This window comes from Endozoicomonas numazuensis (genome assembly GCF_000722635.1).
GTDB lineage: Bacteria > Pseudomonadota > Gammaproteobacteria > Pseudomonadales > Endozoicomonadaceae > Endozoicomonas_A > Endozoicomonas_A numazuensis.
In genome coordinates, this window is the sequence record NZ_JOKH01000010.1 from 51,848 (window position 1) to 66,494 (window position 14,647).

14 protein-coding genes and 2 pseudogenes are annotated in these 14,647 nt (G+C 39.6%); 8 read left to right on the plus strand and 8 right to left on the minus strand.

What is annotated here, in order from left to right:
* Positions 1–24: 24 nt before the first annotated feature.
* The 6 genes and pseudogenes from GZ78_RS25235 to GZ78_RS31095 form a co-directional block, all read left to right on the plus strand.
* The gene (locus GZ78_RS25235; RefSeq protein WP_081870041.1) at positions 25–372 is read left to right on the plus strand and encodes a hypothetical protein; all 348 of its coding nucleotides are present in this window, start codon (positions 25–27) and stop codon (positions 370–372) included.
* Between the two features lie 165 nt (positions 373–537).
* Positions 538–792 carry a type II toxin-antitoxin system Phd/YefM family antitoxin gene (locus tag GZ78_RS25240; RefSeq protein ID WP_034842656.1) on the plus strand — a complete coding sequence of 85 codons (255 nt, stop codon included), beginning with the start codon at positions 538–540 and terminating at the stop codon, positions 790–792.
* Entirely contained in the window at positions 789–1,073 is a 285-nt protein-coding gene (locus tag GZ78_RS25245; RefSeq protein WP_034842659.1) for a Txe/YoeB family addiction module toxin, read from the plus strand. Before GZ78_RS25240 ends, GZ78_RS25245 begins: the two co-directional genes overlap by 4 nt.
* 160 nt (positions 1,074–1,233) lie before the next feature.
* Positions 1,234–1,476 carry a DUF6364 family protein gene (locus tag GZ78_RS25250; RefSeq protein WP_034842871.1) on the plus strand — a complete coding sequence of 81 codons (243 nt, stop codon included), beginning with the start codon at positions 1,234–1,236 and terminating at the stop codon, positions 1,474–1,476.
* Positions 1,473–1,901, plus strand: a complete 429-nt coding sequence (locus tag GZ78_RS25255) for a PIN domain-containing protein (RefSeq protein WP_034842661.1) — start codon at positions 1,473–1,475, stop codon at positions 1,899–1,901. Before GZ78_RS25250 ends, GZ78_RS25255 begins: the two co-directional genes overlap by 4 nt.
* 313 nt (positions 1,902–2,214) lie before the next feature.
* A pseudogene (locus GZ78_RS31095) lies at positions 2,215–2,469 on the plus strand (type II toxin-antitoxin system PemK/MazF family toxin); the annotation flags it as partial.
* Positions 2,470–2,484: 15 nt separating this feature from the next.
* Here the strand turns inward: GZ78_RS31095 and GZ78_RS25260 are convergent.
* Positions 2,485–2,808: pseudogene (locus GZ78_RS25260) on the minus strand (UDP binding domain-containing protein); the annotation flags it as partial.
* A gap of 193 nt (positions 2,809–3,001) precedes the next feature.
* Between GZ78_RS25260 and GZ78_RS25265 the strand changes: the two are divergent.
* Together GZ78_RS25265 and GZ78_RS25270 are read left to right on the plus strand one after the other, a co-directional pair.
* The gene (locus GZ78_RS25265; RefSeq protein ID WP_034842665.1) at positions 3,002–3,223 is read left to right on the plus strand and encodes a DUF433 domain-containing protein; all 222 of its coding nucleotides are present in this window, start codon (positions 3,002–3,004) and stop codon (positions 3,221–3,223) included.
* Positions 3,223–3,549, plus strand: a complete 327-nt coding sequence (locus tag GZ78_RS25270) for a DUF5615 family PIN-like protein (protein ID WP_051786539.1) — start codon at positions 3,223–3,225, stop codon at positions 3,547–3,549. The genes GZ78_RS25265 and GZ78_RS25270 overlap by 1 nt, the downstream gene beginning before the upstream one ends.
* Positions 3,550–3,927: 378 nt before the next feature.
* Here GZ78_RS25270 and GZ78_RS25275 read toward each other — a convergent pair whose 3' ends face one another.
* From GZ78_RS25275 to GZ78_RS25305, 7 genes are all read right to left on the minus strand, one after another.
* On the minus strand, positions 3,928–5,094 hold the full coding sequence (locus tag GZ78_RS25275) for a nucleotide sugar dehydrogenase (protein ID WP_034842873.1): 1,167 nt from the start codon (positions 5,092–5,094) through the stop codon (positions 3,928–3,930).
* 38 nt (positions 5,095–5,132) lie between these two features.
* Positions 5,133–7,907, minus strand: coding sequence for a glycosyltransferase (locus GZ78_RS27895; RefSeq protein WP_051786540.1), 2,775 nt, complete (start codon positions 7,905–7,907; stop codon positions 5,133–5,135).
* Between the two features lie 188 nt (positions 7,908–8,095).
* Positions 8,096–8,659, minus strand: a complete 564-nt coding sequence (locus GZ78_RS25285; RefSeq protein ID WP_161787490.1) for a Uma2 family endonuclease — start codon at positions 8,657–8,659, stop codon at positions 8,096–8,098.
* Between the two features lie 51 nt (positions 8,660–8,710).
* Positions 8,711–9,550 (minus strand): transposase, encoded by an 840-nt coding sequence (locus GZ78_RS25290; RefSeq protein WP_034842673.1) that lies wholly within the window; start codon positions 9,548–9,550, stop codon positions 8,711–8,713.
* Between the two features lie 245 nt (positions 9,551–9,795).
* Positions 9,796–11,457 (minus strand): hypothetical protein, encoded by a 1,662-nt coding sequence (locus tag GZ78_RS25295; protein WP_034842675.1) that lies wholly within the window; start codon positions 11,455–11,457, stop codon positions 9,796–9,798.
* Between the two features lie 257 nt (positions 11,458–11,714).
* Entirely contained in the window at positions 11,715–14,306 is a 2,592-nt protein-coding gene (locus tag GZ78_RS27900) for a glycosyltransferase family 2 protein (RefSeq protein ID WP_051786541.1), read from the minus strand.
* Positions 14,307–14,386: 80 nt separating this feature from the next.
* On the minus strand, positions 14,387–14,647 hold the full coding sequence (locus tag GZ78_RS25305; RefSeq protein ID WP_034842678.1) for a hypothetical protein: 261 nt from the start codon (positions 14,645–14,647) through the stop codon (positions 14,387–14,389).

Sequence of the window (14,647 nt, forward strand, 5' to 3'; positions counted from 1 at the left end):
CCTGATCTATGCTGTGGTTCTGTGATGTTTGAGGTAGTTATGGAAAATTCGCTCTACTCGGAACTGAAACGCATAGGCATTGATGATGAATTGGCAGCAAAAGTCAGTGCTTCACTTGATCCTGACTACAACGCCAGCAAGAAAGACGTTCTGGTGATGCAAGAGGCCATTATACAGGTGCAGCTACAGAGCGAGCGAAGTTATCAGGCTTTAAGTACCGAAATAAGCAGCCTGCGTTCAGAGCTGCACACCGAAATAGCCGGGGTACGCTCAGAAATGGGGTCCATTAACCGACAGTACATCATCACATTTTTTGGTCTGATGACTACTATTGCCAACGTCCTTACCATCAACTGGTATTATCATTTATGACATAAGTTCCATAGAGCGACTGTATTTTAAGCAACTTGGGGCAAGTAATGATTATGATTACGCACAATGCAAGAACTGATCCCGGAGTTCGGAGTACAGGACTTGCAGAAAATAAAAGTCACTTATACTTGTACATAATTATGTACAAGTATGGAGAGGCAAACAATGAACGTAGTGTCCTACACAGAAATGAGGAAAAACCTGAAATCCGTTTTGGACAGCGTCGTTAATGATGCGACCCACACCGTAATCCACAGGCGTGATGCGCAAGACGCGGTCGTTATGTCGAAAGAAAGTTACGACAGTCTTATGGAAACGCTGTATCTGCTATCTTCTTCTGAAAATGCCCGACGCTTACAATCTGCTGCAGAACAATTTAAGGCAAATAAGGGTATCCGTCGAGACTTGCCTGAATTATGAGCACAACAAAAAAAGTCACTTTAAGCTGGTCTGAAGAGGCATGGGTAGACTCTCAATACTGGATGGATAACGACAAACAAAAGGCCAGAAAACTGAGAAAGCTCATTAAAGAATGTATGCGCACACCCTTCGAGGGGACTGGGAAACCGGAACCCCTGAAAGATAACTTTTCAGGATTCTTTTCAGGATTCTGGTCGCGAAGAATAGATCAGGAGCATAGACTGGTCTATTCCTACAACAGCGAAAACCTTTTTATACTGCAATGTCGCTTCCACTACTGAAACTCTGGTGAACAGTCTATGCACTTTGCAAGAACTGACCCCGGAGTCCGCGATTGCGCCTACGATTCCACACATAAAAACAATAAAAATTTTAAAATTCAGCACCTGTCTGCATAGCATGACGTATACTTTTAAAAAATTATACGGCAAGGTGATAAACATGCAAAAACTGACGTTGAGAATGGAAGCTGAGCTGGTACTAAGTGCCAAGGCTTATGCCTCAGTACACGGCAAGTCGTTGTCTCAGCTGGTAGCCGATTATTTTAGTGAACTGACCAATCAATCCGGTACCGAAGAAAAACTTCCACCTTTAACCCAAAGCCTCAAAGGCATTTTGTCCGGCACAGGCAAAGATCTGGATGAAAAGAGCTACAAACAACATCTGGAGGACAAATACCTGTGAATATTCTGGTGGATACCAATGTCATTCTGGATGTACTTCTTGACCGGGCTCCCTTTGTTGAAAACTCAACCCTGATCATGGGCAAAGTTGAGCGCAGAGCAGTTAGCGGCATGCTCTGTGCCACCACCCTGACCACCATTCATTATCTGGCTTGTAAAAACATTGGCAAAGATGAAGGTACTGTCGCTATCAAAAGGCTGCTTCAAATTTATCAGATTGCTGCGGTGGATTATCAGGTATTGCTTCTTGCCCTGAATAGCGGGTTCAAAGACTACGAAGGTAGCGTACTGCACAGTGCCGCAATAAAGGCCGGAGCGGATGCCATTATCACCCGAAACATAAAAGACTTTGCATTATCGGAACTCCCGGTTTTTACTCCTGAAGAGTTTATGGTGCGAATGTCTGATGAAAGCCTTGACTCTTGAGAAGAGGAGAAGGCACCAGGAGTGGGGCACCCAATTAAAGCGCTGGCACACTTTATCCAGCACTGCAAGAAACGACCTGAAATCATCTTCCTTCAGAAAAATCGGCTTCCGTTCATTACCTCTGGAGGTGACGTGATATAAAGCTCTGGCATATTCCAATCGTAGAGGGCGGCTCATAATAAGACTCTTTCAATAGAATGAGCCACTAAAGGTAGTGAGTTTTATGCACGATGCAAGAACTGACCCCAAAGCCCTCTGACCCCAAAGCCCTGACCCCAAAGCCTTTTCGGATTTAACGGCAACCAAACGTCGCCCCGCACTGGTGTTGGCGCAGGTCAGTAAAGGAGACGTTATCCTATGCCAGATAACCAGCAAACCGTACTCTGATCCAACCGCTATTTCTATTAAACAGGCAGACTTCAATAGCGGTAGCTTGAACAGGGTCAGCTTTGTTCGTCCATCTAAGCTTTTTACAGCCCATAACAGCCTTATTCGACAGGAAGTAGCAGTGCTCAATGAGCGAAAATTGACTGAGATCATTAAAAGTCTATTAGAGCTGTTTTCCTGAAATTACGCTGTAATTTTAATCAGATCCAAACAGGTCTCGGGTGTAAACCTTATCAGCGACATCAGACAGTTCTTCTACCATACGGTTAGAAACTATGACATCAGACATTTGCTTAAAGGCTTCAAAGTCTTTAATCACCCTGGAGTGGTAAAACTCGGATTCTTCCAGCACAGGTTCATAAACCACGACTTCAACCCCCTTAGCTTTAATCCGCTTCATAACACCTTGAATGGATGAGGCGCGGAAATTATCAGACCCTGTTTTCATAATCAGTCGGTAGATACCTACTACTTTAGGGTCTTGCTGTAATATGGATTCAGCAATAAAGTCTTTTCGGGTGGTGAAGGGGTTCATTTAATCGATTATGCACGATGTAAGAACTGACCCCGGAGTTCCGCTTTCATACTTGGAATGTTTCAACAACTCCAACTAGAATAGGAGAGGCTGTGTAGTGCTGTGCTTAAAATATAAAGACGATATATGAGCTACTGGCTCGTTGTAGAATGCTTATTGACTCATCCAGGAGATAACCATGAATAAGAAAGATTATTTAGAGCATATAGAAGTTAATCCGGTAAAACGGTTTGGAAAACCCTGCATTAAGGGTACCCGAATAACGGTCACTGACATTCTTGAAATGCTGGCACATGGTATGTCGCAAGCAGAAATACTGGATGAACACCCTAATCTTCAGGCCGAACAGATTAAGGCTGCATTGATCTACGCAGCCAATCAGTTACCTGGTGCCGCCTGATGCTACTGCTGGACGAAAACCTTTCACCAAAACTTGTTGCAAGAATCAATAACACCTATCCAGGAAGCCTGCATGTTCTGCATTCAAAGCTGGACAACTCGCCTGATATTGAGATCTGGTGTTATGCAAAAAAACACCAGATGACCATTGTTACCAAAGACAAAGATTTTCTGCACTACGCCACCCAGTATGGCTATCCGCCAAAACTGGTTTACCTTACAACAGGGAATGTGAAACTGGCTGTTATAGAATCCATTCTGGTAGAAAACGAAGCGATTATAAAATCATTTATCAAACGAGACGAAGGTGTCTTGAAAATTGGTTAGCGGCACAACAGTTTGCGACTATAAATCTTGTCTCGCTCCCATTTCCATGCATGAGTGTGAAATAGCTACAGTATGCATTCCCACGAAGAGTGTGGGAACGAGTTAAGTTTTGGTGATGCACAATGCAAGAACTGACCCCGTAGCTTTTGCGTAGCTTTTGGTGATGCACAATGCAAGAACTGACCCCGTAGCTTTTTCTGACCCCGTAGCTTTTTCAATAGCGGTAGCTTGAACAGGGTCAGCTTTGCTCGACCATCTAAACTTTTCACAGCTCATAACAGTCTTATTCAAAAGGAAGTAGCAGCGCTTAATGAGCGAAAATTGACTGAGATCATTGAAAGGCTATTAGAGCTATTTTTCTGAAATTATGCTGTAATTTTAATCAGAACCAAAAAGGTCTCGTGTGTAAACCTTATCAGCGACATCAGACAGTTCTTCTACCATACGGTTAGAAACTATGACATCAGACATTTGCTTAAAGGCTTCAAAGTCTTTAATCACCCTGGAGTGGTAAAACTCGGATTCTTCCAGCACAGGTTCATAAACTACGACTTCAACCCCCTTAGCTTTAATCCGCTTCATAACACCTTGAATGGATGAGGCGCGGAAATTATCAGACCCTGTTTTCATAATCAGACGGTAGATACCTACTACTTTAGGGTCTTGCTGTAATATGGATTCAGCAATGAAATCTTTACGGGTGGTATTGGCATCAACAATTGCCCGGATCATATTATTAGGCACGTCCTGATAGTTAGCCAGCAACTGTTTGGTATCTTTTGGCAGGCAATAACCGCCATAACCAAAGGAAGGGTTGTTGTAATGGCTGCCTATACGTGGATCAAGGCCAACACCTTCAATAATCTGTCGAGCATTCAGGTTATGACTTTCTGCATAGCTATCCAGCTCATTAAAGTAGGCGACACGCATGGCAAGATACGTATTAGAGAACAACTTAACGGCTTCTGCTTCGGTAGAATCGGTAAACAGAACCTGAATATCTTCTTTCTCTGCACCTTGAATCAGCAGTTGTGCAAATCGTTCGGCACGGCCAGAACGCTCTCCCACAATAATTCGGGAAGGGTGTAGATTGTCGTACAATGCCTTGCCTTCACGCAGGAACTCAGGTGAAAAAATAATATTTTCACAGTTCAGTTTATCTTTGATTTTCTCTGTGTAACCCACTGGAACGGTAGACTTGATGATCATGGTGGCTTCTGGGTTGATAGCCATGACGGTTTTAATCACCGCTTCTACAGAGCTGGTATCAAAGAAATTAGTCTCAGGATTGTAATCCGTTGGAGTGGCAATAATGACAAACTCTGCATTCTCATACGCTTCGCGAGGATCTGTTGTCGCCCGAAGATTCAGTGTTTTGTTAGCCAGAAATTTCTCGATCTCGGTATCAGCAATGGGAGAAAGCCTGTCGTTAATCATATCTACCCTGCGGGGTACAATATCGATGGCTTTAACTTCATTCTTTTGAGCAAGGAGTACGGCGTTGGACAGGCCTACATAGCCTGTGCCTGCAACTGCAATTTTAATAGACATAAGATATAACAGCCATAATGGAGTGGACGTTATTAGTCACTCACTGGTATAGAATTTAGATCAGGTGAATAGTGGTCATTATCTATCCAGCTGGAATAGATTGAATCCAACTGCTGGCAAAATAAACTAAATGAAAAAAACTCGGATACTTTTTGGATGCCCGCTAAGCCCAAAGCTCTTCTGTGTTCGGAGCAGCGAGTCAGGAGTTCGACACGTTTCAATAAGCCATCAATATCACCCAGGTGAACAAGGTACCCATTGCGACCATTATCAATAAGTTCCGGGATGGCTCCCCAGCGATAGCCTATAACGGCTCGACCAGAGGCCATAGCCTCAGCAATGGTACGTCCAAAAGATTCTTGAAAAGATGAGAGGTTCAAAACAATATCTGCATTTTCTATTGCTTCTTTGGGGGTTCTTGTATAGCCGTGGTAAATAAGATTCGTAGGTTTTTTTCTACAGTTCAGTAAGGCCTCAGTGTGTTCATTCTCTGGGCCTATCAATATAAATTGAGCGTTTTTGATGGTGTTTTCAGCCCTCCTGGCCAGACGAATAAAATCATCGATTCCTTTTTTGGGTATATTACTGCTGATCAGAGCAAAACGAACAACTTTGTCATCGCCTGGTGAATAGGGTGTAGTGCATTTATCCACCGTATTGTATAACAGCTGACTTCTCTCTTCTGCAGCGACAAAGCGGGATGTGCAGAGTGAGTTAACGATAAAACCGTCTGCCCACTCGCTGATATTGATTCTAATTCTTTCGGACTTTGTACCAAGTGCCCGGCAGAGATCATGATCCAGTTCCGGTAATTCTCTCACATGCATCAGGCCGGGGATGCCAGCTTCTTTCGCTGCCAGTAATGGCTCTCTGAGCACTAGCGTATTGGCATGCAACAGGTTGACGTTATACTTTTGAATCAGTGTTTTGAATCGATCAACAATCTCAGTGTTTACCGGTCTTTTTTCATGCCACCAGAAATAGGGCATGACAATAATGAAACTGGCGAAGACCTTTAAGGCTTCCAGATACTCAGGACTGCTTGCTTCAGGGAGCGTGATGATCAAGCGATAGTTATTCTGATTGATGGCTTTAGCCAGGTCCAGAAAGCTGCGTTCAGCACCAAAAAGCGTTTTACCAGCGGCATGAGCACAGAGTAAAACAGTGGGTCTCTCAGAACATACACTCTGACTGCCCTGATGAACTGGGTATGACTCTTTGCCAAAATATAAGCCAGGGCGCTGAATGGATTCAGGGGCTGTAAAAGCTCTGTGCTCCGGATTAAACGCCATATACAATGAGCCGTCTTTTTTTGCCTTTTCATGCCAGTTATGAGCAGTATCCATATAATCCTTACGGATACCACCGAATTGTGTTCGCCAGTGAGTCTTGGTCGACCCCGTTAAACTGTTCTCTGACCATCTTCCGAATGATAATGGAATACCAGACAACACTTCATGCAAGCTGTCAGCACCATACTCACTGGCTATTCGATAGTAGTATTCAGTATCTGCATTGATAGAAACTCTGTCCCAATAGCCCAGTGTTTCGAAAACCGTTCGGTGAAACAGCAAGGACGAGACATTGCGATGAACCCAGCTGGACTCCTGTCGCCATGTACCAAAAACAAGATCAGTTGAACAGCGTGCCCAGTGTGAAGTAGTCGCTTTAATTTCGGGGGAGTTTCTAAAGGCTTTTACTTGAAGCTCTATTTTCTGGCAATGAGACCAGTCATCACTATCATGAGTGGTTATGTAATCACCACGAGCAACTCTAAGGCCTGTATTCCTCGCAGCATAGGCTCCCTGATTGCAATGATGCTGAATGACTTTAACTCTAGTTTCCTGCTCAGAGAAAAGCTGAGCCAATTTTAAAGAACCATCAGTACTGCAATCATCAATAATAAGAATCTCGAGGTTCTGATAGGTCTGATTGATCAGAGATTCAATAGCCGTAGGCAGTGTCTCTTCAGCATTGTATACAGGTACGATCACTGTCACCAAAGACTGCTCAGAGCATTGATCAATACGACTAGATTTAGTTGTCAAATTATCAAGATTAAAGTCTGAGTTAAGATTCTTGTAATCAGGTACCAGCAACGTATTTGATCGGTACAAACGCACTAATCCAGACAGGCCATCAAGTTTGTTGTTTGGGTCACTCTGTTCAAGAGAGCATTGCATTAATGCAAGATCAGGCTGATGTTTTAATGTCGTCTGAAGTTTATCCAACAACTTTCTGGCATTAGCCGTATCACCACATTGCAGCAATACACAGAATATCAGTATAAAAGGACCGTCATGAGCCAGAAAATCTTCACGTGCTTCCTGGAAATCATCACTTTGAATGGCTTTCTGAAAAGTTTTTGCAAAAGGCAAAGCCACTTGCCATTGCCCCTGACTGGCATACCATCTTGTCAGAGCCCATTTCGAGTAAAGTGTTTCTGCATTGCAATCATGGGCTGATAACTGAACAAGCTTTTTAATAGTCGAATCAACATGATCAGTACTTTCCCACAACTGCTTTTCAAACTCTATGGCTTTCAATGACCTTGGCAGTCGGCCTTCCTTTTTGCCATGTCGCAGAAAATGAACCAATGGATTTATGCCTGATATTTTAACATCAGGGTAGTTTTCCAAATACCACGTAGTGGAGAAACGGTGAGAGGGAGGAAAGCCCTTGAGCCAGCCTTCCGTGCAGAAGTGCTCAGCTGACGCTAACTCCTTTTTGGCCTCTTTTAGGTGCTTCTTCTGATAGCTTTCTTGATCAAAATAGTCTGAGGTTTTAATGAGTTGGATGTCTTGCATAGATCCTGAGTTTTTTTGACACGGCCTGACTTTTTAACCTGGTATATACAAAAGAGAGTCAATTTTGTTTGGTCTTTGATGCCCACCAGAAGCCCAGCGGGAGAAAAAACTGGGAGAGCTGAATATTAATGAAGTGGCAGCGGAATACTCTGCCAACATTCGACTCTTTCTGAAAAGTCGTTAACAGCTTACAGATAAAGTTCATCCATTGACAGATCAAGCTTCAGACTCTCCAGCTTTACAACCTCTCCGGGGCCATAGGTTGCAACCACCTCAAAGCGCCCTTCATTCCACATACGTTTTTCAATAACCGGGTGATCCGGGTCCACCACCAGATACTCACCCTGAGTGGCGCTAAGGACATGCCCATACTCAGCAGATTTATACACACGATCAGTCAGTTCAGTGCTTTGTGAAAGTACTTCAACCAGTACCGTTGCCGATTCACACATATCTTCAAAGGTTCGGTTCTGCTCACAGGACACCATAACGTCTGGATAGCGGAAAGATTTAACAAACGCAGATTCGACCCTGAGCTTAACATCCGATGAAAACACGTCGCAGGGCTTACCCACCAGGTGATTACCCAGCAGCCTGGCTATATTGGTGATCATCTTTCCATGTTGGATGGTGCCGCCAGCCATAGCCACAACATACCCGTCAATATATTCATGGCGGGTATTCAGTGAAGCTTTTTCATGGGAAAAATAAGCTTCCGGTGTAATGAGTGAATGACTGATTTTATAGGACATGGCATGCCTCATCTTATTCTGTCAAATAGCGCTATTAGAGGGGGCGGAGGGTCAGTTCTTGCATTGCGTGCAAGCCCGACTAACCGTTGAATAATGTACACCAAAATGATTTGCGATGTCTGACATAGTGTAGCCACCTGAATGATAGGCAGCAGTCATGGCATGCTTACGGTCTGAATAACTAGATTCATAAAAATCGAGACTTTTGCACACAGGGCGTGTTTGTTTGTGTGGAATTTCATTCAGGTCGAGCTGTAATTCTTCAATTATCAGTTTTTGTTCCGCAACGAAAGATTCATTACCAAGGAATATTTGATGGATCAGATTTTGCCAAACATCAATGCCAGAATCGGCTGCAACAAAGCGAATAAAGTGCTCACAGGCTTGCTTCCGGTTTGGAGAAAACAGTAACAGAGTCTGGTCAACCGCCAGCCACGAAGGTGCTTCCATCTGCCCAAGAGTATACAGGTAGCTGCTCCATAGCCAGGCTTCAGGATTATCCACCATGCCTGCCCTGACCGGGTTAAGAACAATGTAGCGGTTCAATTCCAACAGATAGGAAGACTTATCCACCAGTATACCCTTGTAACGCCCCTGAAAAAGGTGACCAACCCGCCCGTAGCGACGGTTAAACCGTAAGGTATAAACGCCATTTAGTTGTCGCATACCAGCTGACAGGTTTGCATCAGGTGTCTCAACCAGAAAGTGATAATGATTGGTCATCAAACACCAGGAATGAATCACCCAATTAAAGCGAAAGCATACCTCATCAAGTACTTCAAGAAACAGTTCAAAGTCCTTTTTTTCCAGAAAAATGGGTTTCCGCTCATTACCTCTGGAAGTGACGTGATATAAAGCACCGGCGTACTCTAATCGTAGAGGGCGACTCATAATAGAGACTCTTTTAGTAGAATGAGTTACTAAAAGTAGTGGGTTTTATGCACGATGCAAGAACTGACCCCGAAGTTCTGCGCTGACCCCGAAGTTCTGCGCGAACATTTAAAAAAAGTAAATCTGAGGCTGACGTTGATAATGCTTCTGACAGTATTATCTCATGACTAAGGCTTATTCGTAGGTTCTCTAGTGTTAGCAACTATACTCGAAAGTAATTAATACAACATATGGTAATTGATAACTTATCTATGTTTAGACTTTTCGATAATTCGTAGTATTGCATCAGTCGTTACAAAATGAGTTAGCTTCCTTACGCTATGGGTTAAAGATTTATTAGTATCATTAATTTCAGCTTCGATCAGCTTGAAATCATTTGAGTTGAACAACCCACTACTTCTAGCTCTGAAAGAGCTTTTATATAAATGTGCCATTTCCGCTTTTACATTTTCAGTTGCAGAATCAAAGTCTAAAATGGTTGAAAATTGAGATTCTTTTGTATCGGTAACTCTGTCATGTGGGTGACCATAAATTTTGAATACATTTGGATTTATTTTTTTTGCTGAAGAAAAGATAGCTTTATGAATCAAGTCAGGAGTAAACTGTTTTCCTTCATGCTCGAAAGGAGTTTCTGATGCCCATTTACCTAGCGCAGAATAAATATCAACAAAAATCTTTTGTGGTGGAAAGCCATTTCGTCTGTTATGAATATCAAGGAGAAAAAAGCTTTTGGACATTAAAGGTGTAACTAAATAAGAGTGACCAATTGTTTTAAAGCTTGACCTTCCATAGTGAAATCTAGAACGCAAGGCGCAATAGTAAGCGGCCATAGCCGCCTCTCCTCCTGAGTCAACCCCTAATATTCTCAATGTTTCTAAAAAGTCCTCCTTTACAGCCTCTTTATGTGGTCTATCTTCCATATTAAAAAGAATGCTTTTTGCTAATTTTTCGGGTGTACCCATTATTGCAGCATCCCAACCTGTTGGTTGATAACCTGTCAACCTAAAGTGAAAGTTTTTAAATAGTTCTGAGCCGCTATAGTGGTTTATTGGCAAGTAAGATCCACCGCTACCTGAGAAGTAAGTTCTCAGGTAGTCAGAGCTTGATAAATATTGTTCTTTTTGTGGATATATATAGGTATTGATTGGTAGTTTGAATATTTCACACAATGCTGTAGCTGAGCGGAAATCACCTTTCTGGTGTTCAATGCTTTTTATGAACTTGAGACTAGAAGGTATATTAGATGATTCCATCATTCCTAAAACAATGCGACTATCGTAACCGCCAGATAAATCAAGTACGAGAGGAACTGAAAAGTTTGAAATTGCAGAGATAAGGCCTGCTCCTTGCTGTATGAAGTTCAGAATTTCGTCTTCATATGAGAAGTCCTCTGGAATACAATACTTTGAGAAAAAATCTTCCTTTACATACTCTATTTCACCTGTGTACCTATCCACTCGAATCTCCCAAGTTAAAGGAAGTAGTCTAATGTTGTGAATTGGTGTTTTATGAGATATTAACTGCTCTCCAAGTTGACGGCCATTTTTTATATGGAAGCTGACAATAGCCGGCTCATATAATTCTATTGTATAAAGTTCGGCTACTTTATCCGCTAACTGGAAAAATGAATTTGAAATAAGCCAGTCATGACCATTGTCATAAACGTATATAAGTTCTTGACCAGTAATATCTGTTTTTATCGTAAGATGCTTTTCATTTTCAATAAAAAATCCAGCAAATCGCCCATTCTCAGGTTTTAGAGCCTTGTTATTATCTGCATAAAATTTATGTAATCCATCTGTCCCAAATACGACTGAATCTTCAAAAATAGCATAGCCGTATAACTTTGAATTTTGAAGATTATTGATATCTGACTTTGATAATATAAAAGTGTTACTTAAAGACATAGCTTACTCACGTAGACATATAAAAACTACACTAGTTTTGTTGCAACAAAAAAAACCATCATAAAAGTATGCTCTAAAGCCGAATATTATCAATTTAAATAAGATAAGAATATGATTAAAGTTTATTTTTATTTGTGAATTAATCAAAAAGTAGATATGTATCCAATTAGAAATTTTATGAATCTTGTCTTAGTAGAGTTGGTTTTATTTTTTTACAGGTTTTTGGTTATAAAAAATATTTTAAAAATTCTGAAGACTCAAGCTAATGAGTCTAAATAATCAATTATTCCTTTAGCTCTTAAATGAGAACGATTGGTGCTGCATTCTGATGTGTTCTTATTTCCTGATGCCAACCTGTAAACTGAACTAGAAAAGCTAAAAGAACCAGCATCTTCACGCTTGCATAACTCACTTTTTAACCATGGATATATTTTATCCCAATTATCCCAAACTCCTGGGACTTCAAGCCTCTTCAAAAGTTCAACTTTTGGTTGAAAACCGTATATCCTGTTTTCATCGAAACTTTCTTTTGAGTCATAGCGAAATGCAATTTGTGGTTCTTCATCTGCATTATCAGGATAACTATCAATGATTTTTGAAGAATTATTATCAAGAAGCCTTTGCATAGGAGTAATAATGTATTTGCAATCATCCCTAGAAATCGTACTTTTTATTTCATCCATTATTTGTTTATTTACAAAGCAGTTCCCATCCCAAGGTAAAATCCATTGGTACCTTTTCTTTCCATGGTTTAGTGCAAAGTTTCTTGCTCCATTATTATGAATGGAGTATTTGTTTTTAGATTCTCTTCGTGATATCTCGTAGCAAAGTTTTTTCCAGTCAGTATTTAATTCAAACCAAGAAGGTGCAGATGACTCATCAAAAGTAATGCTGGAGTATACATTTAATTCAAAATCGATGACGATATATTTAGCCTGATAAATTTCTAGTAACTCTCTGTATTTAGCTAGTTTTTTCTCGTCTGAAATTCTATTTAAGATGAATATCTTCTCGACATCGTTGAAATCGGGTTCATTCTGAAGAATGAATTTTAAATTTTCGAATGTTTGTTCATCACTATGTAAACCACCGATGTCATTTCCGATAATTCTATATAAACCAATGGGTTTAAATAAAACACTCCTGAATGTACTCTCGCTATATGGCTTTATAAATGGGCTTAGCCTTATTTCTTTAAGAAATTCATCTCTCTTTGTACTATTGATTCTCTTTAGATTTTTCTGTGTTCGTTGATGGTAACCTTTAACTTTATTTTCTTTGTTTATGAAGAATGATACAAATTTGTAGTGTTTTAAAGGTAGGATTAAATCTGGATAAGAAAATATTTTGTCAGCATTTATGAAGTTATCTCCGTAAGCTAGTGTATGAAATCCCTGATTCATAGAAATTGACTTATTATATTTAAATATAGGTATTTTTCTTAAAGAATCGAATGTCGAAAAAAAACGCCACCTACTATCAAGTCTATAGGAGTATTCACTATACTGACCAAAACCCCATTTTATTGAGTGGTGATCAAAGTAAGAGTCATCTTTTCCGAATGGCCTAATGTAAATGTTACAAAATAAATCTCTGAAATTGGTACCGTCAAATGTTATTGAATCGAATTTTTCATTTGGCAGCATGTCCAGAAGAATGCTTGGTGAATATTTTATGTTTTTTTTATGTAATACCTCTATATAATTATTTAAGTTAGAGTATTTGTTTCCGAGATCTAAAAACTCATCTGAATCGATGGTTAGCACCCAACTTTCTACAGTTTGGAATGCTATCATAAGAAGTTTTAACCAGTATACTTTACAGTTTTTAAAGTCACCTACAGTTGGTTTAAGAATAAAAACATCTTCATCAGTTATGTTATTTTCTAGACCATCTTTAGAGTGATCATCCACTATGATGAATCTTTCAACACCCAAAGATCTATAGTGTGTTAACCACTCATTTAAAAATACCTTATCATTTTTAATTACAGAAAATACAGTTAATTTGGATGATATATTAATGTTTTTAGAGGTATAAAAAGTATTTTTTATAACGCTAGTAATATTAGACTCATTTAGCATTGTCAATGAATTAAACATTTTCTTACGATGAAATTCTTGTGACTCACTTTCGTCAATACATTTTAAGAAAGTATAAGATTCATTAAAGTTTTGATAGTAAGTTAATAAATTATCTTTCTGAACATAACCTGATCCTCTTGGATTTAGAGGGTTTTCACTAGAAATCTTCTCAAGTTGAATGTGTGTGTTTTTATTTTCTCTAAATTCACAGGCTTTTTTGAATGCTGAGCTTTTTTTTCTAATATCTACACCATCATAGCTAGCATAAACTAAATCATTTTCTCCATAAAGAGCACGTGCAATAAGTCCATTCTCATCATATTGTCTTGGATAAATTTGATCTAAATAGCCATATTTTTTATATAGTTCTACTGGTAAAGTAACTTGGCCGCTTGTCCCATCCCCCCAAGTTCCTGAAAAGCCATGGAAAAGAACTTTTTCATTGTTGTCAATTAAACTAATAAGTAGCTGGACATATTCATCTGATAGAAAGTTATCTCCATCTAAACTGGAGTAATAATCTTCATCAATGCAATCTTTAAACGAGTTTTTTGCCCACGAAAAATGCCAATAAAGTAATGGTGATATTTTTCTAACTTTTAGTATGCCTAGTTTGATTTCAGATTTATAGTTATCAATAACCCAGTCAGACAAGAAGCTTGAACTATCAAATATATTTGCATATAGAGTCGCACGACTGTCATATTTAGATAATACATTTAGATTGTGTGACAACGTCATTTTTAGATCGTCATCTCTATTCATAAATGGTGCGCAAAATGCTATCGTTTTCATTGAGGAATAATATTATAAAAGTTTATGTGAGATTTTAATTTGGTACTTTTTTAGTTTTTTCTGTGAGCTATTCTACCAAGGATCTTTCCGTATTTTTCATAATGCTCATAGGGTGATAAACTGGATTTTTTAACGTCTGGATATTTTTCTAAATAAAATTCTTCATCAAATGTATTTATGTTATTTTCCAGAAACTTAATTTTCTTTTCGTTTTTTTCTAAATCATATCTTTTTATTATGTTTTGACAATACTCTAATTCTTCTAAAGTATGTTTGAGTTTCTTTTTTAGGAAATCAATATCATTTTGCAT